A 24,651-nucleotide genomic window follows, 5' to 3' on the forward strand; every position below is an offset into this window, starting at 1 on the left:
ATGTGGGTCCCCGCTCCCACCTCAGCCCTACCCGTAAGGACACACCCCACATGACGACGAGCCGCGTGAAATCTGCTGAGCGCGTGCTCGACGTGCTCGATCTCCTGGCCCGCCGGGGTGTGCCGCTGGCGACGGCAGAAATCTCCAGCGCCCTCGAGCTGCCGAAGAGTACGACGCATCACCTCCTCAATGTCATGCGGGATCGACGGTTCGTCTCGTACTGGGCTGATCAACGCGCCTGGACCCTGGGTGTCTCGGCGTTCGAAGTCGGTGCGTCGTACATGCGGTCCGGCCCACTTCACCGTGAGGGCCAACGATTCATGCTGGCACTCACTCAGTCGACCGACGAGACCTCCCATCTGGCGGTACTTCAGGGTTCTGACGTCATCTACCTCGACAAACGTGAACCTCTGAAGCCCGGCGTTCGGTTGGTGACCGAGATCGGGACCCGCCTTCCGGCGCATCTCACCGCAGTCGGGCGGGCGATTCTGAGCCGTCTGGATGCGGAACAGATCAGCGCGCTCTACGAGGGGTACACCTGGCCGACGCGGACCGGAACGGGTCCGTCGACGCTCGCCGAACTGCGAGAACTGCTCGCCGCAGCACGTGAGAGCGGATATGCGGTCGAAGAGAATGCGACGACATCCGGGATCAACTGCATCGCCAGCCCCGTGATCACACGGGACGGTCGTCCGGTCGCAGCTCTCGGCGTCACCTTCCTCTCCGGCACCAAATCGGCCGAGGAGAGTGCCCTGATCGCCGACCGAGTGCGCGCCGTCAGCGCCGAGTTCTCCGCCGATCTCGGAGATCGAATGGTGGAGACCCCGACCGCAGACATGTAGCCAATTTCTCCGTTCCGTACTTTGCGGGCCTTGTTTTCGTCTCATATTCAAGACTAGAGTCTCGTATACAAGACTTTATTAGATAGCCACGCATCATCATTGGAGTCCCATGAACGCCACCCCTGCCACCCAGACAGCCACCCGAACCATCGAGGTCGGAATCGGCGCTGTCACCATCGCCGACGTCGTCGACGTCGCGCGCAACGGATACGGCGTTGCATTGACCGCGGAATCACTGGCCGCGATCGCCGAAAGTCGTGCACGCATCGAAGCCCTGGCCGCAGACCCCACACCGGTCTACGGAGTTTCCACCGGATTCGGCGCACTTGCCACCCGGCACATTCCGGCGCATCTGCGGACACAGTTGCAGCGCAGCCTGATCCGCTCACATGCGGCAGGTTCGGGACCGGAAGTCGAACGCGAAGTGATCCGGGCCTTGATGCTTCTGCGTCTGTCGACGCTCGCCACCGGGCGGACCGGAGTGCGCCCTGTAGTCGCACAGGCGTACGCCGACCTACTCACCGCAGGCATCACCCCGGTGGTGCACGAATACGGCAGCCTCGGATGCTCGGGAGATCTGGCACCACTGGCGCATGTGGCGATGGCAATCATCGGTGAAGGTTTCGTCCGCACCGCCGACGGTGAACTCACCGATGCGGCAACGGCATTGGCTGCCCATGGTCTCGAACCGGTGGTTCTGGCCGAGAAGGAAGGCCTCGCACTGATCAACGGTACCGACGGGATGCTCGGTCAACTGGCCCTTGCGATCACCGATCTCGATCATCTGCTCAAGTTGGCCGACATCGCTGCCGCTATGAGCGTCGAGGGCTTGCTCGGCACCGATCAAGTGTTCGCCGCCGATCTTCAGGCGCTTCGCCCCCACCCCGGACAGGGCGCGGCCGCCTCGAACATGGTGCGCTTGCTTGCCGACTCCCCGATCGTCGCCAGCCATGCGGGCCCTGACTGCACCAGAGTTCAGGACGCGTACTCACTGCGGTGCGCACCGCAGGTTGCCGGCGGCGCACGCGACACCGTCGATCACGCCCGACTGGTTGCCGGGCGCGAATTGGCCAGTGCTGTCGACAATCCCGTCGTCACTCTCGACGGAAGGGTTCGGTCGAACGGTAACTTCCACGGAGCTCCCGTGGCCTACGTCTTGGACTTTCTCGCCATCGTGACCGCGGATGTCGCGGGGATCAGCGAACGCCGAACCGACCGCTTCCTCGACGTAGCACGCAATCACGGTCTGACCCCCTTCCTCGCCGACGACCCCGGTGTCGACAGCGGACTGATGATCGCGCAGTACACACAAGCTGCCATCGTGTCCGAACTCAAGCGACTCGCGAGCCCGGCCAGTGTCGATTCGATTCCCTCCTCGGCCATGCAGGAAGATCACGTCTCCATGGGATGGTCGGGTGCACGCAAGCTCCGCCGGTCCATCGACGGTCTCACCCGAGTTCTCGCGATCGAGATACTGACTGCAGCACGAGGAATCGATTTGCGCTCCCCACTCGAGCCCTCCCCCGCCACCGGAGCCGTCCTTCGGACCCTGCGCGAGAAGGTGCAGGGGCCGGGTACCGATCGCTTCCTGTCCCCCGAGATCGAGGCCGCGGTGGACTTGGCGGCATCGGGTGCACTTGTTGCGGCCGCGGAGAACGCGATCGGCGCCCTGGCATGAGCGCGCCCGGTGCGCTGAGGCCTCGCCCCCGACCCGAAATCGAAGCGCTTCCTCGATACTCCAAAGCCGCCGGCCTCGAGCAGGTTCGGTGGCGGGCGTCGAGCAACGAGTCGACGGTTGCACCCTCGGCGGCCATTCTCGAGGCCGTCAATCTCGCGGCCTCACACTCGCACTTGTATCCGTCGCTGTTCGGCGACACGCTGATCGCTCGGTTGAGCGGCCGCCTGGGCGTCGGCGACGACCAGGTATTGGTCGGCGCCGGTTCGTTGGCACTGCTCCAGCAGGTATTGACTGCGTACACGGGTCCGGGCACCGAGGTCGTCTACCCGTGGCGCAGCTACGAGGCGTACCCGATACTGATCGGAATCGCCGGGGCGAGCGGTGTCCCCGTCGCACTCGATTCCGAACATCGGCACGATCTGAGTGCAATGGCGGCGGCGGTGACCCCGCAAACCCGCGCGGTACTCGTCTGCAACCCCAACAATCCGACCGGTAGCGAGTTCTCGACCGCCGAGTTCGTCGCGTTCGCCCGTGCAATCCCGAGCGACGTCCTCATCCTCCTGGACGAGGCCTACCGGGAGTTCGCGACCAGCGACGTCGACGGCGTCGACCTGCTTCGAGCCTTTCCCAACATCGTCGTCTTCCGAACCTTCTCCAAGGCTTACGGATTGGCCGGACTTCGTGCCGGCTATGCCGTCACCAACTCGGCGATCGCAGCGGATCTTCGCAGCGCTGCACCGCCCTTCGGGCTCAGCGCCGTTGCCGAGGCCGCGGCCTGCGCGGCCCTGACCGATCCGGCACACACCGATTCGATAGTCGAAACGGTGACCGAGGGTCGTTCTCACCTACGTGAGCAATTGGCTCTGCGCGGCGTCGAGACGGTCCCGAGCGGTGCCAACTTCGTGTGGATCCCTCTCGGCAAGAGAGCTTCTGCACTCGAAGCGGCCTGCGTCGCGCAGGGTGTCTCGGTCCGGATGTTCCCCGGCGAGGGAGTGCGGGTGACCGTAGGTGAGCGGGCAGCAGAAGACGCCGTGATCTCCGCTGTGGATGCACTCGCATACAACCTTTGACCGACTGGAGAAAAGAATGTCCGTCCACGAACTTGCTCGGTCGATCGGTTCGAGTCGCCTGATCACCGACCCTGCGGTAATGGACTCGTACCGCCGTGACGAGGCCCATCTCGCCGAACCCGGCCATCCGGCAGCCGTCATGCTCGCCGAAACTGCGGCCGACATTTCCGAGGCGCTGAAATGGGCTACTGCTCACCGTGTCCCGGTGGTAACCCGCGGTGCGGGAACCGGTTTGGCGGGCGGCGGGGCAGCCGTCGAGGGCTGCCTGGTCATCTCGACCACTCGCATGCGCTCGATTCTCGAGGTCAATCCGGACGATCAACTCGCTGTCGTGGAAGCCGGGGTGATCAACGCCGACATCAGTCGAGCAGCAGACGAGTACGGGCTGATGTACGCCCCTGATCCGAGCAGTTTCGAGATCTCCACGATCGGCGGAAACATCGCCACCAACGCCGGTGGACTGCGTTGCGTGAAGTACGGCGTCACCCGCGATTCAGTCCTGGGTCTCGAGGTTGTGCTCGCCGACGGTCGGATCGTGCGGACAGGCCGAAGGACCGTCAAAGGTGTTGCGGGATACGACTTGACCAGTCTTCTCGTCGGTTCGGAGGGAACACTCGGAGTCGTCACGAGTGCCACGCTGAAGTTGCAGCCCAAGCCCAAGAGAGCACCGGTCACCGTCGTCGGCAGTTTCGATTCTCTCCGCTCCGCAGCGGACGCAGTTACCGCGGTCGTTCGCGACGGGATCGGACCGAGCCTGCTGGAGCTGATCGATCGAGCAACGCTGCGCGCCGTCGACGACTGGAAACGAATCGGGTTGGAAGACAACACCGCCGCGATGCTGATCGCACAGGCCGACGGGGTCGATGCCGACGCAGCAGCCGCGGCGATGCAGAAACACTTCGAGAGGGCGGGCGCAGATTTTGTCGCCGTCTCGCAGGACGCGGCAGAAGCCGCACAGCTACTCGAGATTCGCCGACTCGCCTATCCGGCTTCCGAACGACTCGGGCAATGTCTCGTGGAAGACGTCGGGGTCCCGCGGTCGAAACTGCCCGACATGCTCGAGAGTATCGACCGAGCCGCCGCCGAGCACATGGTCAAGATCATGACCGTCGCGCATGCTGGTGACGGCAACGTCCATCCGACCTTCGTCTTCGACCGCACTGCCGACGGCTCGGTCCCCGAAGCCGTGTGGACCGCCGCGGACGAGGTCTTCCGGCGTGCTCTCGAACTCGGCGGAACTCTGACCGGAGAGCACGGCGTCGGCGTTCTGAAGCGTCGCTGGCTCTCTCTCGAGCTCGGCGAGGACAGCATGCAACTGCACCGATCGATCAAGGCTGCCTTCGACCCGCTCGGAATCCTCAACCCGGGTAAGGGTTTCTGATTTCTCGCGCGGTGTTACACAGCATTTACGCGAAAACGGGTCCCGGGTATTGACGCCTGTATATACAGGCATATACATTTATCCGCAGTGACAGTGACCCAGCGCACAAAGCACAAGGCGCAAAGCACCAAGCACGAAGAAGGTGGGCAATACCCCGACGTCGATTCCGTCGCTCGACGGGCTCGCAGCAGAAAGACAGGCCTATGACTCACGATGGACCGGCCGAGGTCATCCTCACTCCGGAACGACGCACTATCGACGTCGTCCCGGATGCAGAACGACACGGCACCCCGCGCAGCCAGTTCACTCTCTGGTTCGGCGCCAACATGCAGATCACTGCAATCGTCGACGGCGCTCTCGCCGTCGTATTCGGCGCGGACGCCATCTGGGCGATCGTCGGACTTCTGATCGGCAACATCTTCGGTGGCGCTGTCATGGCGCTTCACTCCGCACAGGGCCCGCGTATGGGTCTCCCCCAGATGATCTCGAGTCGCGCCCAGTTCGGCGTCAAGGGAGCAGTCGTACCGCTTGTTCTCGTCATCCTGATGTACCTCGGCTTCGCTGCCACCGGCACCGTGTTGGCCGGACAGGCCGTCAACAAGATCCTGCACATCAACAGCCCCACCGTCGGCATCGTCGTCTTCGGTCTCCTCACCGCATTCGTCGCGGTCACCGGCTACAAGCTGATCCACATCGTCGGCAGGATCGCCACCGTCGTGGGCATCGTCGGATTCTCCTACCTGGCCGTTCGACTGTTCCTCGAGTACGACGTCGCCTCGTACGTCGGCATCAAGGGCTTCGACATAGTCACCTTCCTGCTCGCGATCTCGCTGGGTGCCGGTTGGCAGCTCACCTTCGGCCCGTACGTCGCCGACTACTCGCGTTACCTGCCGCGCAGCACTTCCGAGAGCACCACGTTCTGGTCGACGTTCCTCGGTAGTGTCATCGGATCGCAGTGGTCCATGACCTTCGGCGCTCTCGTCGCGGCCTGCGCCGGCGACGCGTTCCTGGGTAACCAGGTCGGCTTCATGGGAGATCTGGCCGGACCCGCTGCCATCGCCTTCCTGATCTACTTCGTCATCCTGGTCGGCAAGCTGACGGTGAACGTGCTCAACGCCTACGGCGGATTCATGTCGATCCTGACCACCGTCACCGCCTTCAACGGACAGTCGCGAATCTCGAGCACCGCGCGCACCCTCTACATCCTCGGTTTCACTGCGGTCTCGGTCTTGATCGCCATCGCCGCCAGCGCCGACTTCCTGGACAACTTCAAGAACTTCGTCCTGGTGTTGCTGATGGTGTTCACGCCGTGGAGTGCGATCAATCTGATCGACTACTACCTGATCTCCAAGGAACGCATCGACATTCCGGCGCTGTACGACGTCAACGGTCGATACGGAGCATGGAACTTCACCGCATTGGCTTGCTACGCCGCCGGCGTTCTCGCCCAGATCCCGTTCCTCGCCCAGAAGATGTACACCGGCCCCGTCACGGACATGCTCGGCGGCGCCGACATCTCGTGGCTGGTCGGCATCGTGTTCACCGGGCTGATCTATTACCCACTCGCCAAGCGCACGAGCAATCCCCCTTCGTCGATGATCTACCCCGATCACACCGCGATGACCGACTCTCGCGTCTGATCCCCCAACGTCTTTCGAACTTCAGCAAGCTAGGAGAACACAATGGAAATCAGCACCCCCGGCCACGAGCCGCGCCCCGTCCGTGCTCCCCGCGGCCCCGAGCTCACGACGCTCGGTTGGCAGCAGGAGGGTGCCCTGCGCATGCTCATGAACAACCTCGACCCCGATGTTGCCGAGCACCCGGACAGCCTCGTCGTCTACGGCGGAACCGGTCGCGCAGCGCGTAGTTGGGCTGCCTTCGACGCCATGGTCGCCACGCTGAAGACGCTGAAGAACGACGAGACCATGCTGGTGCAGTCCGGCAAGCCGGTCGGTGTCTTCCGCACCAACGAGTGGGCACCGCGAGTGCTGATCGCCAACTCCAACCTGGTCGGTGACTGGGCGAACTGGGAAGAGTTCCGCCGTCTCGAAGACCTCGGCCTGACCATGTACGGCCAGATGACCGCAGGCTCCTGGATTTACATCGGCACCCAGGGAATCCTGCAGGGTACGTACGAGACCTTCGGCGCCATCGCGAAGAAGCGCTACAACGGCTCACTCGCCGGAACGATCACCCTCACTGCGGGTCTCGGCGGCATGGGCGGCGCTCAGCCTCTCGCCGTCACTATGAACGACGGCGTCGCGATCTGCGTCGACTGCGACATCACCCGCATCGACCGTCGTATCGCCCACAAGTACCTCGACACCAAGGCAGACAGCATCGAGCACGCGCTCGAACTGGCGACCGCGGCACGCGATGCCAAGAAGCCGCTCTCCATCGGCCTCGAAGGCAATGCGGCAGAGATCTTCCCGGCGCTGCTGGAGATGAAGGCCCCCATCGACATCGTGACCGACCAGACCTCGGCGCACGATCCCCTCGCCTACCTGCCGATCGGCATCGACTTCGGCGACATGAAGACCATGTCGGAGAAGGATCCGCAGAAGTTCACCGAAGATTCCCGCAACGCGATGGCCGCACACGTCAAGGCCATGGTCGGATTCATGGACGCCGGCGCCGAGGTATTCGACTACGGCAACTCCATCCGCGACGAGGCCCGCAAGGCCGGCTACGACCGTGCATTCGACTTCCCCGGATTCGTTCCCGCCTACATCCGTCCGCTCTTCGAAGAAGGCCTCGGCCCCTTCCGCTGGGCGGCGCTCTCGGGTGATCCCAAGGACATCGAGGCCACCGACAAGGCCATCCTCGAACTCTTCCCCGAGAACGAGCACCTGCGCCGCTGGATCACCATGGCCGGCGAAAAGGTTGCCTTCGAAGGCCTTCCGGCTCGCATCTGCTGGCTCGGATACGGTGAGCGCCACCTCGCCGGCCTCAAGTTCAACGAGATGGTGGCCTCGGGCGAGCTCTCCGCACCGATCGCCATCGGCCGCGATCACCTCGACTCCGGATCAGTCGCCTCGCCGTACCGCGAAACCGAATCGATGATCGACGGGTCCGACGCGATCGCCGACTGGCCGCTGCTCAACGCCCTGGTCAACACCGCGTCCGGCGCTTCGTGGGTTTCACTCCACCAAGGCGGCGGCGTCGGTATGGGACGCTCCATCCACGCGGGACAGGTGTGCATCGCCGACGGCACCGAACTCGCAGCCAAGAAGCTCGAAGCAGTTCTCACCAACGATCCCGGGATGGGCGTCATCCGGCATGCGGATGCAGGATACGACCACGCCATCGACACGGCAGCCACCCGCGGCGTCCGAATCCCGATGACCGAGAACTGAAACAGCTTCACCACCTCACCCTGAGTTAGGAATTACATTGACCACGAATGGTTCTCGAACCACTGTTCTGACCAACATCGGAACCCTCGTCACCAATGACCCGACTCTGGGTGAGGGCAAGCTCGGCGTACGACACGACGCGGCAATCGTTTTCGACGACGGCGTTGTTGCTTGGGTCGGTGATTCCGCCGACGCCCCGGCTGCCGATATCGGTCAGGATATCGGCGGTCGGGCCCTGCTCCCCGGTTTCGTGGAGAGTCACTCGCACCTGGTGTTCGGTGGCGAGCGGGCCGAGGAATTCGCAGCTCGCATGGCGGGCGAGAAGTACGCCGCCGGCGGCATTCGCAACACCATCGAAGCGACGCGCTCGGCCACCGACGAACAATTGCAGGCCAATGTTCGACGCCTACTCGACGAATCCCTGCGCTCGGGCAGCACAACCGTCGAATGCAAGACCGGATACGGGCAGAACACCGAGAGCGAACTACGCAGCGCACTGATCGCCGGACAGTTCACCGACGAGGTCACACTGCTGGCCGCCCACGTTCCACCACCCGAATATGCCGGTCGCGTCGATGACTACGTCGCCATGGCGTGCGACGAGATGATCCCTGCCTGTGCGCCACACGCGAAGTGGATCGATGTCTTCTGCGAGCGAGGCGCGTTCAACCGCGAACAGGCACATGCAGTCCTGAGCGCAGGCGTCGCCGCTGGACTGATCCCCCGCGTCCACGGCAATCAACTCGGCGAAGGGCCAGGAGTTCAACTCGCCGTCGAGATGGGAGCCGCATCCGTCGATCACGTCACCTACGTCACCGCCGAGGACATCGACGCCCTGGCTCAGAGTTCCACCGTCGCAACACTGTTGCCGGGTGCCGACTTCTCCACCCGCAACAAGTACCCCGACGCCCGCGCACTGCTGGACGCCGGCGTCACCGTAGCTCTCGGCGCCGACTGCAATCCCGGCACCTGCTACACCACCAGCCTCCCGTTCTGCATAGCAATTGCGGTGCGAGACATGCACATGACACCCGCCGAGGCAGTCTGGGCAGCCACTGCAGGAGGCGCCCGGGCGCTGCAGCGCACCGACGTCGGAACCCTTTCTCTCGGAACACGTGCCGACGCCATCGCGCTCGATGCACCGTCGTACCTCCACCTCGCCTACCGCCCGGGCGTCCCTCTGGTGCGCGAGGTCTGGAAAAACGGCGCACTCGCCACAAGCTACTGAAATACACTCACCGGGAGGCCGTCGTGGCTCATCAGATCGCAGTCGACATCGAACCCAAGCCGTGGACCGGGCGCTCCGACGGCACCACTGCCGAGCATCTGCGGTGGCATCATGCCGTGCAACCGTATTCAGCCGAAACAGCTCCCGGCGACTGTGTTCTGATCGGATTCTCCAGCGACGAAGGAGTCCGCCGCAACAAGGGCCGCCGCGGCGCCGCGGATGGCCCGGACGCGTTGCGAGCCGGGTTGGCTTCCATGGCGCTGGCCGAACCACTGCAGATTCAGGACGCCGGAACCGTTGCCGTGTCGGGTGAAGAACTCGAGGCCGGTCAAGCCGCACTCGGGAACGCCGTCAGCGCTGCGCTTGATTCGGGACACTTCCCCGTGGTTCTCGGGGGAGGACACGAAATCGCCTACGGCACGTATCTCGGCGTCGCGGGCTCCGAGTTGCGAACCGCTGGAGCCAAACTCGGAATCCTCAACTTGGATGCGCACTTCGACCTGCGGGGCGATCCGATACCCAGCTCCGGCACACCCTTTCGTCAGATCGCCGAGGACGAAGCCGCGGCAGGCACCTCGCATCAGTACAGCGTGATCGGAATCAGCCAACCGAGCAACACCACGGCACTGTTCGACACGGCTCACCGCCTCGGTGTTCGCTATCTGCTCGACGAAGAATGCGGAGCGATCGGCCGAGGCGTCGTGGATCAGTTCCTCGCAGACTTCCTCGACGACGTCGATCTGGTCTACCTGACCATCGACCTCGATGTCCTGCCTGCAGCTGTGGCGCCGGGCGTCAGCGCACCTGCGGCCTACGGTGTCAGCCTGGAAACCATCCAATACGTATGTGACCGAGTCACGTCCAGCGGAAAGCTCGCGGTTCTCGATGTCGCCGAACTGAACCCGAGCCTCGACGTCGACAATCGCACTGCCCGAACGGCTGCTCGTCTGATCCACCGGATAGTCACGAAGCACGTGCCGGTTCAGCGCTAGCCTCGGCGCGCCTCCAGTAGATCTACGGGACTGCCTGAAAACTGATTCCACGAGTTCTGTTCGAGCACTCCAAACTATGTCCTTTGCCACCTCACAAGTGATGCCGCCTTGCAGATTGCCGATGGCGGCGACAACGCCTGTCTCGGGGTACGTGATCGTTCCGCACCCCTCGGATGTGGATGCCGTCGGCAATCGTGAAGTCGAAGTCGACGAATTGCCCGAGCAGTACTCGAAGCCGGGGACACCACCGATCACAGGAGGCCCGACCGTACCGTCGTGAATCGAAAAGCCGATCAACCCTCCGGGGTCGCCATTACCGACTTGCCCCGGATCACCGGTGGTGACGAAGATCGATTGGCCTGACTCAGTCTGAATCGTCCGTGTCGAATGATCGTTGCCGTAGGCCGATTCGATTTGAGCCACGGTGAGCCGTCACCGACGCCGCGGTCAGTCAGCGTTCCCGGCGGTGATTCGATGACGGTGACGCCCTCGCTGGTGAGAATTGCCCGTCCGGTGCCACCAGGCGTCGTGAACGGAACTACAGCGCAACTCGGAAACTGCATGGGCGTTCCAGCCTGATGCCAGACACACGCCGGCCACTACAACCGTGGTTGTAGTGGCTGCGCCGTTCCGAACTCGTCCAATGGGTGTGCGCGGTCGGCTTCTCGGCATGTCGGCATCCTTGGTCGGAACGGCTCGCCGCGAGGTCGAGGCATGCCTGACTTCGCGACGCTACCCCGAGCGGGGTCGAATCGATATCGTCTGTTCGGCCGACGACAAGGACGCCACCCCGGCCTTCGATCATGGCACCAGGGAGTTCTCCTGCAACCAGTCCTGAGCGATGTCACTCATGTCGTCGAGATCGGCAACGCGCTGGTTCATCTCGATGAGATCTTCGGTGGTCAGCGCCGCCGAAACCCCCGCGAGCACTGAGCGGACGTCATCGCGAGCCTTCAACTCGTTGATGATCGGTGTGATGTTCTCCGCGAGGAAGAGGTGCTTCGTATCCTCGAGTGCAACCAAGTTCTCCGAGCGCATCGCAGGATCGGTACTGAAGACATCGGCAACCTGTATCTGCCCGCTCAGAAGCGCATTGAGCGTGAGGGGTCCACCTGCATCGAGTGCCAGGAACTCCCGGAATGTCAGGCCGTATTTGGTCTTCAAGCCGGCGACGCCGTTTTCGCGCGTCTTCCATTCCGGCGGTCCGCCGAGAGTCAACTCGTCGGCATGCTGCACCAGATCCTCGACGGTCTCCAGCGAATACTTTTCCGCCGTCTCCTGTTTGACGGCAAGTACATCCTTGTCCTCTGCGGGCGAGGGCTCGAGAGCCACCAGACCCTTGGGCAATTTCGCATCGATTTCAGCGGATACTTCATCTGAAGCCGTCGCCGTTGTCTTGCTGTCCAGATATTGCAACAAGGCGCCGGAATACTCGGGGATCAGATCGATGGAACCGTCGCGCAGTGCCGGTACATAGAGTTCTCGGCTACCGATGTTCAACTTCTCGGTAACGTCGATACCGTTGGCACGAAGCGCTTCGGCGTAAATGGTCGCAATCAGTTGGCTCTCGGGAAAATCGGCGGAACCGATCACGATGGCGCCCTCAGCGCTACCGCCGCCGTCCGTAGCCAAGGGGTCCTTGCCGATTCCGCAGCTGGACAACGCAACCGCTGTTACGCCGACCAACGCGGCGATCAATACCTTCTTCATGTCGAACGTCCTCAGATCGGTGCGGGCTCAGGCACAGCGGTGCGCTGTGAGGGGGCGGCGGTCTTCTCGGTCTTCTTCTTCCGATCGCGCCTGGTCAGGCCAGGCGAAACGACCCGCGCAGTCAGTGCTCCGATTCCGAGATCGAAAACCAGGGCAATCAGCGATACCAGTACGGCTCCGGCCGCCATCTGGCCGTAATCGCTCTGAGCTTTTCCGTCGATCAACAACCGGCCGAGTCCGCCCAAAGAAATGTAAGCGGCGACAGTCGCAGTGGAGACGATCTGAAGCACGGCACTTCTGATGCCGGACAACATGAGTGGTAGGGCACATGGAATCTCGACCTCGGTCAAGATCCGCATCGACCGAAATCCCATCCCCCGCGCGGCGTCGACTGCAGCCTGATCGACCGCTCGAACTCCGGCGTACGTGTTGGTGAGAATGGGAGGGATCGCGAGAAGCACCAGGACGATGAGGCTGGGGATCAGATACGCGAGTTTGTTCGGGAATGACGGCGCGATGATGAGAACCAGTAGGATCAGCAGACCGATGGTCGGCAGCGCTCGTAGCGAGTTGGCCAGTCCAGCAACAACAACGGAGCCACGGCCCGTATGTCCGATGTAGAGACCGAGCGGGATCGCGATAACCGCAGCCACCGCCAGCGCGGCGAATGTGTACATCAAATGCTGAACGAGAAGGGTGGGGATGCCGTCCGGCCCGGTCCAGTGGGATCCGTCGAGAAGGAAGCTGATCATGATGTAGTCACTTTCGGGGTCCACGGCGTCAACAGCCGATTCGCCAACATGATGAGGAGATCAAGGATCAACGCCAGCACCAGACACAGAGCGATACCCGCGATGATGGGCGTGTAGAAACGCAACTGAAATCCCTGGGTGAACAAGGAACCTATCTGCGGAATACCCAGGAGTGCGCCGAGTGAGACAAGACTGACGTTCGAGACGACTGCGACGCGCAAACCTGCACAGATCACCGGAACTCCTACTGGCAACTGTACTTTCAACAGCGTCTGATACGGCCGGTAACCCATCGCCGTCGCTGCCAGAACCGTCTCCGGCGGAACCGAATCGAGCGCGTCGGCCACTACCCGCACGAGCAGAGCAACGGTGTACACGGTGAGCGCCACGATGATGTTCATCGGATCCAGAATCTTGGTACCCAGAATTGGAGGCAGGAGCACGAAGAGCGCGAGCGAAGGGATCGTGTAGAGCAATCCGGCCGTCCCCACCACGTAGGGATGCAACCGACGACTGCGATAGGCGACCCAGCCGATCGGCAACGCGACCACCAAGCCGATCACCAAGGGAATCAACGACAGCAGAACATGCCATCCCACCAAGTCCATGATCCGGTCGGACTGACGTCCGAGCCATTCGAAGTTCATCGGAGCGCCCTCCCCGCGTCAGCCAGATCGGCAGCCTCGATGGCTTCCACTGCAGCATGCGCAGTGACGGTTCCCACCAGGCGTCCGGCGTCGTCCACGACAACGCCCCGCTTGCTCGGCGCTGACAGCGCCGCATCCAGCAGAGCGCGCATCGTCCCGGTGGAATCAGCAAGTGTTCCACTGAGATTCAAGTCATCCGGGCGGATACAATCCGTGAGCGCGTCCGGCCTCACCCATCCGAGCGGCTTGTTCGCGGGATCCACTACCAACAGCCACGTATCGCCGGTGAGTGCGCGGGCCGCCGCAGCGGAATCGCCCAGATGCGCAACGGGTTCTGACACCGTCGGTAGGTCGCCGTCCAATGTCGTGAACCCCAACGATCGGTACCCACGGTCACGTCCGACGAAGTCGGCAACAAATTCGTCGGCAGGTTGAGTCAGCAATTCGAGGGGCGTCGCCGCCTGCGCAAGAATGCCGCCGGTACGCAGAACCACCACTTGATCCCCGAGTTTCAGCGCTTCGTCGATGTCGTGGGTGACGATGATGATCGTTTTTCCGATTTCCTTCTGCAGACGGAGAAACTCGTCTTGCAGCTGGCCGCGAACAACCGGATCAACGGCGCTGAACGGTTCGTCCATCAGCATGAATGACGGATCCGCAGCCAATGCTCGCGCAACACCGACTCGTTGCTGCTGCCCTCCGGAGAGCTGCCACGGATAGCGGTCGGCGAAGTTGGTCGTCAGACCAACCGTTTCGAGCAATTCCATAGCGCGAGTGCGAGATTCCTTTTTACTCGCACCGAGCAATCGAGGCATGGTCGCTATGTTGTCGACGATGGTGCGATGGGGAAAGAGACCCGCGTGCTGGATCACGTACCCGATGCGTCGACGCAGAAGGGCCGGATCCATTCCCGCCGTGGACTCGCCGTCGAGCGAAATCGTGCCTGACGTCGGTTCGATCAGCCTGTTGATCATGCGGAGTGAGGTCGTCTTGCCGCAGCCGGAAGGACCCACCAACGCGGTGATCTTTCCCGTCGGGCACTCCAGATCGAGAGCATCGACGGCAATGGTTCCGTCTGGATACGCCTTGGTGACCTTGTCGAATTTGATCATCTACGAACTACTTTCGTGTCGACCTGAGTCCGGACGCACCCAGGAGAAATGGTCGAGTTCCGTTCGAGCACACACCTACTTGTGATTCGGTCCACCTGCTTACTGGTCGAGCGGTTGAGAAAGAAAGTTCACGGCGGCACTCAGATCTGCACTGAGTGGCCGGTCTTCGGTCCTCGTGTCCAGCACCAAACGCGCACGCGCGAGGTACGCGCCGAGCTCGGTCGCCGGATCCAGCTCACGCTGTTGTTGCGAGAGTGCGCGAACTGCCGAGATCAGTTCACACGCCAGCACCAATCGAGATTGGGCAAGAATGTCCGCCAATTGAGTTGCAGCTTGGGATGCGAAACTTGCGTGATCCTCGGTGCCGCGCGAAATTACCGTGTGGCCCAACGACCCCGGTGCCGCCGACGAGCGGATCTCGGCAATGGCAGCAGAAGTCGTGTATTCGAGAAGCATGGTTCCGCTGCTGCCGTCGGGACCGTCTGCAAGGAACGCACGAAGGCCGGTGACTGCGGGGTCGGAGAGGTTGGCGAGCCGACATTGCGAGAGCAGGGCAGCACTGGCGACCGCCAACTTCGCCTCGTCGACTGCAAGGGCTATTGGCATTGCGTGGAAATTTCCGTTGTGGAACACCATGTCGTCTTCGACCGACACCAGCGGATTCTCCGAAGACGAATTCATCTCGATACTCAGCGTGTTCTGCAGTCGATGCACCGCTTGCCAGGTGGCACCCAAGATTTGCGGTAGGGCGCGAAACCCGAACGAGTCCTGAACTCTCACGGGTGTGATGTCGTGTGGTGCCAGCAGATCGCGAACCCGCTCTGCGACTTCCGCTTGACCGAAGTGCATTCTTGCCGACTGTACTTGTGCAGCAAACGGTTCGACAGAACTACGCGACGCAAGCACGGAAAGAACACTGACAACCAAGCAGTGCTGAAGCCACCCCGCGACTTCGATACTGGTGTCGCCGGCGATCGCCACCGTCATCGCATTGGTGGAAATGAACGGAAGTGCATCACCGTGGTGCGGAGTCCAACCGATTCCGGTGCGTCCGTCGCGAAGCGGGCTCTCGCCGATCAGCCCCATGGCGATTTCGGAGAACGCACTCAGGTCGCCCGTTCCGATCGCACCGCGTGCGTGCACTGTCGGCAGGTTCTGTGAAGCAACAGCAGCAACCAGACCGTCGATGATGTCGGGATGCATACCTGAGCCGCCGTTGAGGATCTGGTTGGTGCGGATGACGATCGCGGCGCGCACCAACCGGTCAGGGAGCCTGGGGCCCGATCCCGTTGCGTGACTTCTCAGAAGCCTCAGATCCTGCTGCACACCGTCGGAGACGGATGTTTCGCGATTCCCGCCTACCCCGGTAGTGCGCCCGTACACCGCTTGACGGGAGGAAACCCTAACCGCGGTCTCCCATGACCGCCGTGTGAGCTCGAGAGCCGCGTCGGCAGGTCGAATCACGGCCGGCTCTCGCGCGATTTCGTTCACCCGGTGAACCGACAACCCTTTCCCGTCGAGCAGGACATTGTCGTCTTCCGTCCGGTCTTCTCCAGGAAGACGTTCAGTCATCAGAACTCCATCGATCGAAGGACTCGGCCACCGCGGGCGTGCATCACATCATCTACGCAATGTGCCTTGGGTCACTTTTGATGAATGTATAGTCCTGTATATACAGCCACCCGTCAATAGGGACACTGCAGCTCACCCGCGTGCACACAACCTTGCGTCACCCCAGTAAGGGTGAGCAACTGGACACGAATCGTCGCTATTCGAGGACCGGTGCCGCCGATGCGCGACGCGCCTCGAGCGCATCGAGGATGAGATCGAGACCGTAGGCGAACTCACTCGTGTGGTCGTAAGCCGGACTCAGACCGTGATCGACGATCATCTCGTGAAGGAAGGGCAACTCTTCAGCCGGAAGGCGCTCGAGGATGTCACTCGCAACTTCTTCGACGTCGACGGGCCCGCTGATCGGCAGATTCGCCTCCTGGAGAACATATCCGCCGATGTAGCTGTCGATCAGCGAGGCTCCGTGGGCGGCCATCGGGAGTGTGAACCCGGCCTTCCGGAGCACTCCGAGCACAGCGTCGAGATGACGCAGGGTCGCCGAGCCAGGGCTGCGTCGCGAATCCAGCAGACCGAGAGCCCAACGGTGCTGCGACAGGACTGCGCGAGCGGAAAAGGCGCGTCCACGGATTGCATCTCGCCAATCCGCACACTCACTGTCGGGCAGGTCGATCGCCTCGAAGACCGCATCTACGAGGCCGTCGAGAATCGCATCTTTGTTGGGCACGTGGTGGTAGAGCGACATCGCCTCGATGCCCAGCTCCTGGGCCACCCGTCGCATCGTGACGGCCTCGACACCACCCGCGTCGGCAACGCGGATCGCACCCTCGATTACGCGAGTCCTGTTCAGCGACTGTCGCGGTTGCCGTGACACACAGACTCCCCTCCGAGGAACGAATACGTTGACAACCTTACATACGTAAGTCACCCTTACAGGTGTAAGCCAGCCTTACGTTCGTAAGGCGCTCGCGAAGGGAGATCGCAATGCCGATGCCGAGATGGTGGGGACATGTCAACAAGCGAGTGTTCAACCCGCGTGCAATTTCGAGCGGTAAATGGCCGGTACTGACTCACGTCGGACGCACATCCGGCACGACCTACCGGACGCCCCTCGACGCCTATCCGGTCGAGGGTGGCTACGTCTTCATTCTGGTGTACGGATCAGGCTCGGACTGGGTGCAGAACGTCCTGGAAGCGGGAAGCGCTCGACTGTCGGTCGACGAGACGGAGGTGAGACTCGGCACCCCACGCCTCGTCGCGAAAGACGAAGCATTTCAAGCACTTTCCTCAGACGTGTCCCAACCCCCGAGGCTGCTCCGCATCACCGAGTACCTTCGGATGGATCTGATTACGGCCTGAGGGTGCCCGTCACGCGAGGACCTCACGCACGGCGGACCTGACTTCGTCCATGCTGCAACCGGATTCGATCAGTTCAGTACCCGTATGCACCAGCGAGTTGATCAACTTGGCGGTGAGCTTCGGGTCCGACACGCCACGGAGGCGAAGGGCCTCGACCAGCGGAAGCACAAGACTGTCGTGCATTTCCATGATCCGCGAATCTCGAAACGTTTGCGGGGTCAGCGTCGCCAGCGCTCCGACTATCGCATGCTCCCCGTCGGCAACCAGTTGGAGGTTTGCCTCGACGTACGCCCATACCGGATCGTCTGCGCCTGCCATCGCCTCGACGATCTTGTCGTTCCAGCGCGGGAACATGTCTTCGACGACGGCACTGAGGAGATCTTCCCGGGACCGGAAGTAGTGGTAGGCACTCGACCTGGCGAGCCCTGCCTTCGCTGCCACCTCACCGAGCCCCGGCGGCCGGTCCGGGGCCTCGGACAGAAGAGCGTGTGCAGCGTCGAGGAGAGCACGGCGCTGAGCAGCACGATGCTCGACCACAGTGGGCGCATCGATCCTCGGCACCGAATCTCCTCCAGTCCCCTCGCGGGCTTACTCGCTCTGACGCAACCGACCGTCAACCATTTCGAGGATGCGGTCGCAGTGCCCGAGCACGTCGTGATCGTGGGTCACCATGATCGTAGCGACGCCTGCCTCGTGAGTTTCGCGCGAGAGCAGTTCGACCACCTCATGGCTGCGTTTGCGGTCGAGAGCAGCCGTCGGCTCGTCGACGAGCAGTAGCGAGGGATTGCTCATCAATGCCCGAGCGATACCGACGCGCTGGCGTTCACCGCCGGAGAGTTGACCGGGTCGACGATCTGCACGGTGACTCATACCGACCGAGTCGAGCAACTCCTCGGGATCGCGACCCGGCCGCCCCGTGAGCTTGGGAATCAGCCGAAGCTGATCGCGCGCCGTCAGCGCTGGAATCAGGTTGCCGGACTGAAAGACGAAGCCGACCTTGTCTCGTCGAAGTTTGGCGAGAGCACGGGCCGGCATCGCCGACACGTCCACGCCGTCGATGACAATCGTTCCACTCGACGGCCGACCGAGTCCGCCGGCCACAGCGAGCAAGCTCGACTTTCCAGCGCCTGACGGTCCGACGATCGCGACAAGTTCGCCGCACGAGACCTCCAGGTTCACGTTGTCGAGGGCGAGCACGGTGGAGTCACCGTCACCGAATCGAAGACTGACAGCGGTCAATACCAATCCGGTTGTGGTCTTTTCGACTGTGGTCATCGGTTTTCTCCCAATGCGGTGAGCGGGTTGACACGGGTAACACGGACGATGGCAACGGCTGCGCCGACCAGCCCGAGTACCGCCAAGAGCACTGCGCCGTTGACGACTGGGCCGGACTCGAGGGCGAACGGCATCCCCCCGCCTTCGAGCCCCGAACCGAGCCCCAAGCCCAGCAACACACCGAGGCCGATGGAACCAAGCAGCACTACCAGTGCCTGCGCCATGCCGTCACGAAGCAGGAAGCCGGTAGAGGCTCCCATCGCGCGCAACACTGCGAGTTCACGACCGCGCTGAACCGTCCAGATACTGAAGAATGCACCGACCACCAGGGCCGAAATCGCGTACAGTAACGCCTTGATCATCGACATAGTCATCATTTCCGCGGAGAACCCTGGTGAGGAGTCGAAAGATTCCTCGAGCGTCTTTGCGGACGTTCCCGCCGCCGCATCGCCCGACACGAGATCCGGTAACGCGCCACCAATGCCCCGAATCGCAACAACACTTGCTTCGGAATAGGCACTGGCATTGGCGGTTTCGCCGATCTTGGCACCGGCGTGAACCTCCTGCCAAGTACGCAGGGGCAGGTAGGCGACGTCGACGTGACCGAAAGTGCGCTTGTCTTCGGTGAATCCGACAACTGTCAGCTCCGTACCGAGTCGATCGAGTATCACGGTGTCACCGATCGCAACACCGTCGTCGCGGAAAGTAGAGCTGACGATGATGTCCGTGTCGGCTTGCAGTCCCCTCCCGTCGGCGGTGACGGGCTCGAGGAAGGAGCCAGGTTCGATACCGAAGAGCGTGAGATCGACAGGCGTGCCACTGCGAGTTTTTGCATTGACGATCATGTTGCCGAAGAGCTCGGCGTCTTGGACATCGGGTTGCATGCGCCATGCCTGCGCCTGCTCCTCGGTGACGACCGAGCGCGAAAACGCCGAGTCGGCTTTGGTGTCCGGCGCGAAGGCAAACGCCTGAATCGGCGTCCGCTGCAAAGCGGAGACACCGTCATTTACCAGTCCGGACGAGAGGCCGGACAGAATCACCATCAGGATCGAGATGAGGGCAACCACGGCACCCATCAAGAGGAATCGATTTCGCGCAAACCACAGTTCACGCAGGGCGAGGAACATTCGGGAAGCTCCAAAGTCGTCGGTGCGAGTCACGCCGACTTTTATCGACGCCTTGTCGAAATCATATCGACATGGCGTCGAAAAACTATGTGAGGTGCGTTACTACTACCCGTAGTAGACATTCGAGGGACTGAGCGTCGCATCAGCCCCCGACGCCCACCGGTCGATCCCCGACAATCGAGATTCGATCCATCACACGACGAGCCGGGAAGTAGTCACTGGCCGCGTAGTGCTGGCAGGTCCGATTGTCCCAGAAGGCAACAGTATTCGGCTCCCACTTCAAACGGACCTGAAATTCCGGACGATTGACGTGGCGATACAGCATCGTGAGAAGTTCGTTCGATTCTTCTTCTGACACACCCAAGATCCGTTGCGTGAAGGTCATGTTGACGAACAACACCCGCCTGCCACTTTCCGGAATGATCCGAACCACCGGATGCTGCACAGCGGGGAACTTCGGACGCAACATCTCGACCGCATCCACCGGCATCGACCTACCGAACGAGTTGATCCAATCGTGTTCTGCAACAAGTGGGTCGATACGTTTCTTGATGTCTTCAGGAAGCAGATCGTAGGCAGCTGCAGTATCGGCCCACAAAGTGTCACCACCCACCTCCGGCACCTCGACCGCACGAAGAACTGCTGCGAACGAAGGAAACTCGTGCCACGTAACGTCGTTGTGCCAGTTGTTCTCGACTCCGCCGACCATCGCATCCTTCGCCAGTGTCGTGACATCGACGTCCGTCTGCCCGGGCTGCGTGTACTTGAAGAACGGATGCTGTTCGAGATCGCCCCAACGCTCGGCAAAAGCTCGATGTTCCGCTCGGTCGAGGTCCTGATCGCGGAAGAAGAGGACTTTCCATTCGAGGAGAGCTCGGCGGAGTTCCGCAATCACGGCATCAGACAGGCCCCCGCCGAGTCGAATACCGGAGATTTCCGCTCCGATCGTCGGCGCGACCGCCTTGACCGCAAAGTGTTCGTACGGTGCCGGAACTACCGACTCGGGATTCCGGCGAGCAACGAGTGGACCGTACGCAGCAAGCGGGTCGGTGGGGATCGGAAAGATTGTTGCCGCAGGAAAAAGGGTAGCCATCAGGGCACTTCCTCGAAATCGACGATGTCGTAAAGGACAAAAGTCAGATTAAGTCCGCCTCCTTAAAGTGTCAACGGTCACGTTCTCCGGCGCGAATCTTGACCCTGACGCCGCGTCAAGGTTGGAGAATGGTTTTCACAGACGGAATCCGATTCGATCACGGGAGGGCAGGGCGATGATGACCATCGGCGAGCTGGCCAAATTGGCCGGCACCACCGTCAGGTCCGTGCGCTACTACCACTCGAACGGCCTTCTCGAAGAACCACAACGCCAACCCAACGGCTACCGCACGTACCGGGCGGTGGACCTGGCACGACTGAGTCGCATCCGCCGCCTGCGCGATCTGGGGATTCCTGTTGCCAAGATCGCCGAACTACTCGACGGCGACGCTCACGACACTCGGTCTGCACTCGATGCCCTCGACAAGGAATTGGCGACGAAGGCCGAACAGATCGCTGTTCAGCGTGCGCACATCGAGTCGCTACGCCGCAATGCCGATCCTGAACTACCCGACGCGTTTTCGGAAGTGCTCGCACAGTACGTCGTTGCCGGTGCGCCGACAGCGTGGATCGACAACGAGCGTGAACTTCTGATCCTCGCACTCACGGTCTCCGGGGGCGATCCCGAGGTCTGCGATTCACTCCTGTCCGCCCATCGCCGGGTATTGGCCGAGCCGAACCGCGAGCAGGCCATCGAATTGATAACTCGCATGTATGCCCTCGCCGACGCACCGGCCGACGCGGACACGATTGCGGCCCTTGCCATTCAGTTCTGCGACTTCACCGAGAGCGTGCTACCCGAACAGGCTGCACCGGAGGACGCTTCCCCCACCCGGCTGGTAGCGGTACTGCGCGAACACCAAGCGGATCGACGAACCGTCACCCAGGAAAGATTCGCGAAGGCTGTGGCCGCGGAGTTCGCCGCCCGTCAATCCCGCCTCTGAAAAACCCTGATCAACCCCCACATTCGAAGTGGGGTGACCAACACTGCCCGAAAATGGGCTCAACGCAAGGACACGACAATGACTGGATTCACCATGCCCAGATCACGCATGCCTCGACCACGAAGGTGGCTGGCTACCACAATCGCCGCTGCCGCGCTCGCCGTACCTGCATTGGCGGCGTGCTCGGATCCTGCTACTCCGCAGGAAGATCCACAATCGAATCTCAGCGCGTTCTACGAACAGGATCTCGAGTGGGGGCCATGCGCCACAGATACCGGAACGTCGACCGCAAGTGAATGCGCCATGTTCACAGTACCTTTGGACTATTCCGTCCCTGACGGCAAAACGCTCGAAGTGGCGATCTCGCGGGTCGCGTCCACCGACCCCGCACAGCGACGCGGGATCCTGCTCACCAACCCTGGTGGGCCGGGTGGCCGAGGACTGGGATTGCCCGAGATTCTGAATGCGGGAATGACACCGGAAGTCGCAGCGGCATACGACGTCATCGGCATGGACACCCGAGGACTCGGCAAGAGCACACCGATCGACTGCGGCGTCGAACAGATGACATGGATGCGGTCGCCGGGCACCACGGACGAGGGATGGAACGAGAGTGTTGCGCTCGCACGCAAGGCCGCTGACACATGCTGGGACAAGTACCCGGACTATCTGCCGCACATCAATACTCAAAACATCGCCCGCGACCTCGACGTGATTCGTGGCGCCCTCGACCAGGAGAAGGCGTCGTACTTCGGGTGGTCGTACGGCACATACCTCGGTGCAACCTATGCTCAAATGTTCCCGGACAGGATCGACCGTGTGGTTCTCGACAGTGCACCGGATCCGAAGAAATACGGATACGAGATGTTCCAGGACATGGGCCCGGCCAACGAGAAAGCGATCGACGGATTCTCGCAGTGGGCAGCAGAACACAACTCCACCTATGCACTCGGATCGACGCCCGCCGAAGTTCGCGCCCTCATCGAGAAGCTGATCTCGGACGCGGCCACCACTCCGATACAGATCGGTGATCATGCCGTCGACGATCACGTCCTTCCATTCCTGATGTACGTCAACGGAACCGGCGACACCGAAAAGGAAAGCGAGGCATTCGCACAGGTATTGGTTCAGTTGCGCGATCTCGCCGCAGGCAAGACCGTCGAGAACATCCATCCCCAGCTGACGGGATTGATGCAGGCATGGTTCCAGACCGAACTGGGAACCGGTCCTGACTATGCCGGGACAATCGCCATCGTCTGCGGAGACGTATCGATGCCGAGCGATCCCCAGTGGTACCGCAACAAGTTGGAGGAGCACCGTGATGATCAGCCGATCTTTGCCGGCACACACAACACGATCATGCCGTGCGCGTTCTGGCGCAGTGAGGCCCCTACGCGGATCGACATCGACAACAACGTTCCGACCTTGCAGATCCAGGCAACCGGTGACACCCGCACGACGTACGACGAAGGCCTCGGCATGCATGAAGCGATGAAAGGCTCACGGCTCGTGACAGTTCCAGGCCGCACTCATGCGGTGTTCCCGGGCTACGCGAATACTTGCGCGAACGCCGCCGTCAACTCGTACCTGCTCGACGGCTCACTGCCGGCCGAAGACGTGGTGTGCGAGTCGTGACGATTTCCGGCGATCCCATCACCGGAAGACCTGCGTGATCTGATGCGCGATTGCCCCTCGACAATCTCGCATCAGGCAGACAGAATAGTTCGGTGAGTCCCATTCATCGGGCCGATGGCGAGGTTTCCGCAATTGGTCGTTCCACCGAGATACTGAAGACTTTTCGTGACAGCTCAGGCGTTCTCAGCGCAGCAGCGCTTGTTCGACGGACAGGCATGGCCAAAACAACGGTGTATCGAATGGTCGACGATCTCGTCCGAGTCGGGTTGCTCGAACGGCAAGGAACCAATTACCGCTTGGGTCTCCTCCTGTTCGAGATCGGCGAATCTGTTCCACGGCAGCGAAACCTCCGCGAAGCAGCGCGGCGCCACCTTTCGGCCTTGCGTGAAGCAACGGGACACAACGTGGGACTCGCTGTATTGGACGGTTTCGACGTGGTTTACCTTGATGTCTTCCGTGGCGACGACGGACCACGCCTTCCGCAGCAAATTGGTGGTCGGTGGCCTGCACACGCAAGTTGTTCCGGCAAAGCAGTATTGGCGTTCACCAACTCTGGGGATTTCACGATGCCCACTGTCCTCGAAGCACACACCGAGAACACCATCACCGATCCCGAACTCTTCCACCGAGAACTGGATCGTGTTCGCAAGCGTGGTGTCGCCTTCGACCGCCAGGAAGCATTTCCCCGGATCGTCGGCGCCGCAGCACCAATATTCGGCCCGGACGAAGGCGTCCTCGGCGCAATCTCCATTTCCGGTATGGCAGGCCGAATAAATCTGACCCGTATCGACGCGGCGGTGCGGACGACGGCAATCGCCATCTCACGTGATCTCTCGAGTGCCCAGTCCGTCGTCCGCCCTGTCCTACAACGACGCTGATGCC

Annotated in this window: 24 protein-coding genes; 13 read left to right on the forward strand and 11 right to left on the reverse strand. The window is 61.9% G+C overall.

From position 1 onward, the window contains the following. The first annotated feature begins 50 nt into the window (after window positions 1–50). The 9 genes from M1L53_RS10875 (at window position 51) to M1L53_RS10915 (ending at window position 10,827) form a co-directional block, all read left to right on the forward strand. Entirely contained in the window at window positions 51–842 is a 792-nt protein-coding gene (locus M1L53_RS10875; RefSeq protein ID WP_054187467.1) for an IclR family transcriptional regulator, read from the forward strand. 109 nt (window positions 843–951) lie between these two features. Further along, the gene (gene hutH, locus M1L53_RS10880) at window positions 952–2,520 is read left to right on the forward strand and encodes a histidine ammonia-lyase (RefSeq protein WP_054187468.1); all 1,569 of its coding nucleotides are present in this window, start codon (window positions 952–954) and stop codon (window positions 2,518–2,520) included. Continuing rightward, window positions 2,517–3,590 carry a histidinol-phosphate transaminase gene (locus M1L53_RS10885; RefSeq protein WP_054187469.1) on the forward strand — a complete coding sequence of 358 codons (1,074 nt, stop codon included), beginning with the start codon at window positions 2,517–2,519 and terminating at the stop codon, window positions 3,588–3,590. The genes hutH and M1L53_RS10885 overlap by 4 nt, the downstream gene beginning before the upstream one ends. A 16-nt stretch (window positions 3,591–3,606) precedes the next feature. Continuing rightward, window positions 3,607–4,971: an FAD-binding oxidoreductase gene (locus tag M1L53_RS10890; RefSeq protein WP_054187470.1), complete on the forward strand. Its 1,365-nt coding sequence runs from the start codon at window positions 3,607–3,609 to the stop codon at window positions 4,969–4,971. Window positions 4,972–5,174: 203 nt separating this feature from the next. Next, on the forward strand, window positions 5,175–6,611 hold the full coding sequence (locus M1L53_RS10895) for a cytosine permease (protein WP_054187471.1): 1,437 nt from the start codon (window positions 5,175–5,177) through the stop codon (window positions 6,609–6,611). Between the two features lie 42 nt (window positions 6,612–6,653). Continuing rightward, window positions 6,654–8,327 (forward strand): urocanate hydratase, encoded by a 1,674-nt coding sequence (hutU, locus tag M1L53_RS10900; RefSeq protein WP_007732742.1) that lies wholly within the window; start codon window positions 6,654–6,656, stop codon window positions 8,325–8,327. 37 nt (window positions 8,328–8,364) lie between these two features. Continuing rightward, window positions 8,365–9,555 (forward strand): imidazolonepropionase, encoded by a 1,191-nt coding sequence (gene hutI, locus M1L53_RS10905; RefSeq protein WP_054187472.1) that lies wholly within the window; start codon window positions 8,365–8,367, stop codon window positions 9,553–9,555. A gap of 23 nt (window positions 9,556–9,578) precedes the next feature. After that, window positions 9,579–10,547, forward strand: coding sequence for a formimidoylglutamase (gene hutG / locus M1L53_RS10910; protein ID WP_042926100.1), 969 nt, complete (start codon window positions 9,579–9,581; stop codon window positions 10,545–10,547). A 121-nt stretch (window positions 10,548–10,668) separates the two neighbouring features. Next, entirely contained in the window at window positions 10,669–10,827 is a 159-nt protein-coding gene (locus M1L53_RS10915; protein WP_155277930.1) for a hypothetical protein, read from the forward strand. A 13-nt stretch (window positions 10,828–10,840) separates the two neighbouring features. Here the strand turns inward: M1L53_RS10915 and M1L53_RS10920 are convergent, their stop codons facing one another. The 7 genes from M1L53_RS10920 to M1L53_RS10950 all read right to left on the reverse strand — a co-directional run bounded on the left by M1L53_RS10920 (window position 10,841) and on the right by M1L53_RS10950 (window position 17,211). Beyond that, complete coding sequence (locus tag M1L53_RS10920) at window positions 10,841–11,110, reverse strand: hypothetical protein (RefSeq protein ID WP_030536965.1); 270 nt, start codon at window positions 11,108–11,110, stop codon at window positions 10,841–10,843. Window positions 11,111–11,348: 238 nt separating this feature from the next. Continuing rightward, window positions 11,349–12,257 carry an ABC transporter substrate-binding protein gene (locus M1L53_RS10925; protein WP_030536963.1) on the reverse strand — a complete coding sequence of 303 codons (909 nt, stop codon included), beginning with the start codon at window positions 12,255–12,257 and terminating at the stop codon, window positions 11,349–11,351. Between the two features lie 11 nt (window positions 12,258–12,268). Further along, window positions 12,269–13,009 carry an ABC transporter permease gene (locus M1L53_RS10930; RefSeq protein ID WP_030536962.1) on the reverse strand — a complete coding sequence of 247 codons (741 nt, stop codon included), beginning with the start codon at window positions 13,007–13,009 and terminating at the stop codon, window positions 12,269–12,271. Further along, window positions 13,006–13,656, reverse strand: a complete 651-nt coding sequence (locus tag M1L53_RS10935) for an ABC transporter permease (protein WP_003940005.1) — start codon at window positions 13,654–13,656, stop codon at window positions 13,006–13,008. The genes M1L53_RS10930 and M1L53_RS10935 overlap by 4 nt, the downstream gene beginning before the upstream one ends. Continuing rightward, window positions 13,653–14,768 (reverse strand): ABC transporter ATP-binding protein, encoded by a 1,116-nt coding sequence (locus M1L53_RS10940; protein ID WP_003940114.1) that lies wholly within the window; start codon window positions 14,766–14,768, stop codon window positions 13,653–13,655. The genes M1L53_RS10935 and M1L53_RS10940 overlap by 4 nt, the downstream gene beginning before the upstream one ends. A gap of 99 nt (window positions 14,769–14,867) precedes the next feature. After that, complete coding sequence (locus tag M1L53_RS10945; RefSeq protein WP_003940419.1) at window positions 14,868–16,340, reverse strand: aromatic amino acid ammonia-lyase; 1,473 nt, start codon at window positions 16,338–16,340, stop codon at window positions 14,868–14,870. A 196-nt stretch (window positions 16,341–16,536) separates the two neighbouring features. Beyond that, the gene (locus M1L53_RS10950) at window positions 16,537–17,211 is read right to left on the reverse strand and encodes a TetR/AcrR family transcriptional regulator (protein WP_054187473.1); all 675 of its coding nucleotides are present in this window, start codon (window positions 17,209–17,211) and stop codon (window positions 16,537–16,539) included. A 110-nt stretch (window positions 17,212–17,321) separates the two neighbouring features. Between M1L53_RS10950 and M1L53_RS10955 the strand changes: the two genes are divergently transcribed. Next, on the forward strand, window positions 17,322–17,696 hold the full coding sequence (locus M1L53_RS10955) for a nitroreductase family deazaflavin-dependent oxidoreductase (protein ID WP_054187474.1): 375 nt from the start codon (window positions 17,322–17,324) through the stop codon (window positions 17,694–17,696). Window positions 17,697–17,705: 9 nt separating this feature from the next. On the opposite strand, the gene M1L53_RS10960 is transcribed toward M1L53_RS10955, so the two are convergent. The 4 genes from M1L53_RS10960 to M1L53_RS10975 all read right to left on the reverse strand — a co-directional run bounded on the left by M1L53_RS10960 (window position 17,706) and on the right by M1L53_RS10975 (window position 21,191). After that, window positions 17,706–18,257: a TetR/AcrR family transcriptional regulator gene (locus M1L53_RS10960; RefSeq protein ID WP_007732757.1), complete on the reverse strand. Its 552-nt coding sequence runs from the start codon at window positions 18,255–18,257 to the stop codon at window positions 17,706–17,708. Window positions 18,258–18,284: 27 nt separating this feature from the next. Beyond that, on the reverse strand, window positions 18,285–18,971 hold the full coding sequence (locus M1L53_RS10965) for an ABC transporter ATP-binding protein (RefSeq protein WP_003939803.1): 687 nt from the start codon (window positions 18,969–18,971) through the stop codon (window positions 18,285–18,287). After that, complete coding sequence (locus M1L53_RS10970; RefSeq protein ID WP_054187481.1) at window positions 18,968–20,098, reverse strand: ABC transporter permease; 1,131 nt, start codon at window positions 20,096–20,098, stop codon at window positions 18,968–18,970. The genes M1L53_RS10965 and M1L53_RS10970 overlap by 4 nt, the downstream gene beginning before the upstream one ends. Before the next feature lie 142 nt (window positions 20,099–20,240). Next, the gene (locus tag M1L53_RS10975) at window positions 20,241–21,191 is read right to left on the reverse strand and encodes a TauD/TfdA family dioxygenase (RefSeq protein WP_054187475.1); all 951 of its coding nucleotides are present in this window, start codon (window positions 21,189–21,191) and stop codon (window positions 20,241–20,243) included. 175 nt (window positions 21,192–21,366) lie between these two features. Here M1L53_RS10975 and M1L53_RS10980 point away from each other — a divergent pair, with 175 nt between their 5' ends. From M1L53_RS10980 to M1L53_RS10990, 3 genes are all read left to right on the forward strand, one after another. Further along, window positions 21,367–22,134 carry a MerR family transcriptional regulator gene (locus tag M1L53_RS10980; protein WP_042448467.1) on the forward strand — a complete coding sequence of 256 codons (768 nt, stop codon included), beginning with the start codon at window positions 21,367–21,369 and terminating at the stop codon, window positions 22,132–22,134. A 78-nt stretch (window positions 22,135–22,212) separates the two neighbouring features. Further along, on the forward strand, window positions 22,213–23,769 hold the full coding sequence (locus M1L53_RS10985; protein WP_054187482.1) for an alpha/beta hydrolase: 1,557 nt from the start codon (window positions 22,213–22,215) through the stop codon (window positions 23,767–23,769). Between the two features lie 92 nt (window positions 23,770–23,861). Further along, window positions 23,862–24,647 (forward strand): IclR family transcriptional regulator, encoded by a 786-nt coding sequence (locus tag M1L53_RS10990; RefSeq protein ID WP_007732760.1) that lies wholly within the window; start codon window positions 23,862–23,864, stop codon window positions 24,645–24,647. Window positions 24,648–24,651 lie beyond the last annotated feature (4 nt).

Origin of the sequence: Rhodococcus sp. T9N (genome assembly GCF_024436645.1) — a bacterium.
Lineage (GTDB): Bacteria > Actinomycetota > Actinomycetes > Mycobacteriales > Mycobacteriaceae > Rhodococcus_F > Rhodococcus_F qingshengii.

What these genes read in the sequence shown, in the direction of transcription:
- M1L53_RS10975 (WP_054187475.1), bottom strand. Translation starts at nt 21,191, where the DNA reads ATGGCTACCCTTTTTCCTGCGGCAACAATCTTTCCGATCCCCACCGAC.
- M1L53_RS10965 (WP_003939803.1), bottom strand. Translation starts at nt 18,971, where the DNA reads ATGACCACAGTCGAAAAGACCACAACCGGATTGGTATTGACCGCTGTC.
- M1L53_RS10985 (WP_054187482.1), top strand. Translation starts at nt 22,213, where the DNA reads ATGACTGGATTCACCATGCCCAGATCACGCATGCCTCGACCACGAAGG.
- M1L53_RS10980 (WP_042448467.1), top strand. Translation starts at nt 21,367, where the DNA reads ATGATGACCATCGGCGAGCTGGCCAAATTGGCCGGCACCACCGTCAGG.
- M1L53_RS10885 (WP_054187469.1), top strand. Translation starts at nt 2,517, where the DNA reads ATGAGCGCGCCCGGTGCGCTGAGGCCTCGCCCCCGACCCGAAATCGAA.
- M1L53_RS10955 (WP_054187474.1), top strand. Translation starts at nt 17,322, where the DNA reads ATGCCGATGCCGAGATGGTGGGGACATGTCAACAAGCGAGTGTTCAAC.
- M1L53_RS10895 (WP_054187471.1), top strand. Translation starts at nt 5,175, where the DNA reads ATGACTCACGATGGACCGGCCGAGGTCATCCTCACTCCGGAACGACGC.
- M1L53_RS10920 (WP_030536965.1), bottom strand. Translation starts at nt 11,110, where the DNA reads ATGCAGTTTCCGAGTTGCGCTGTAGTTCCGTTCACGACGCCTGGTGGC.
- M1L53_RS10935 (WP_003940005.1), bottom strand. Translation starts at nt 13,656, where the DNA reads ATGAACTTCGAATGGCTCGGACGTCAGTCCGACCGGATCATGGACTTG.
- M1L53_RS10915 (WP_155277930.1), top strand. Translation starts at nt 10,669, where the DNA reads ATGGCGGCGACAACGCCTGTCTCGGGGTACGTGATCGTTCCGCACCCC.
- M1L53_RS10875 (WP_054187467.1), top strand. Translation starts at nt 51, where the DNA reads ATGACGACGAGCCGCGTGAAATCTGCTGAGCGCGTGCTCGACGTGCTC.
- M1L53_RS10930 (WP_030536962.1), bottom strand. Translation starts at nt 13,009, where the DNA reads ATGATCAGCTTCCTTCTCGACGGATCCCACTGGACCGGGCCGGACGGC.
- hutH (WP_054187468.1), top strand. Translation starts at nt 952, where the DNA reads ATGAACGCCACCCCTGCCACCCAGACAGCCACCCGAACCATCGAGGTC.
- M1L53_RS10925 (WP_030536963.1), bottom strand. Translation starts at nt 12,257, where the DNA reads ATGAAGAAGGTATTGATCGCCGCGTTGGTCGGCGTAACAGCGGTTGCG.
- M1L53_RS10945 (WP_003940419.1), bottom strand. Translation starts at nt 16,340, where the DNA reads ATGACTGAACGTCTTCCTGGAGAAGACCGGACGGAAGACGACAATGTC.
- M1L53_RS10890 (WP_054187470.1), top strand. Translation starts at nt 3,607, where the DNA reads ATGTCCGTCCACGAACTTGCTCGGTCGATCGGTTCGAGTCGCCTGATC.
- M1L53_RS10940 (WP_003940114.1), bottom strand. Translation starts at nt 14,768, where the DNA reads ATGATCAAATTCGACAAGGTCACCAAGGCGTATCCAGACGGAACCATT.
- hutU (WP_007732742.1), top strand. Translation starts at nt 6,654, where the DNA reads ATGGAAATCAGCACCCCCGGCCACGAGCCGCGCCCCGTCCGTGCTCCC.
- M1L53_RS10970 (WP_054187481.1), bottom strand. Translation starts at nt 20,098, where the DNA reads ATGTTCCTCGCCCTGCGTGAACTGTGGTTTGCGCGAAATCGATTCCTC.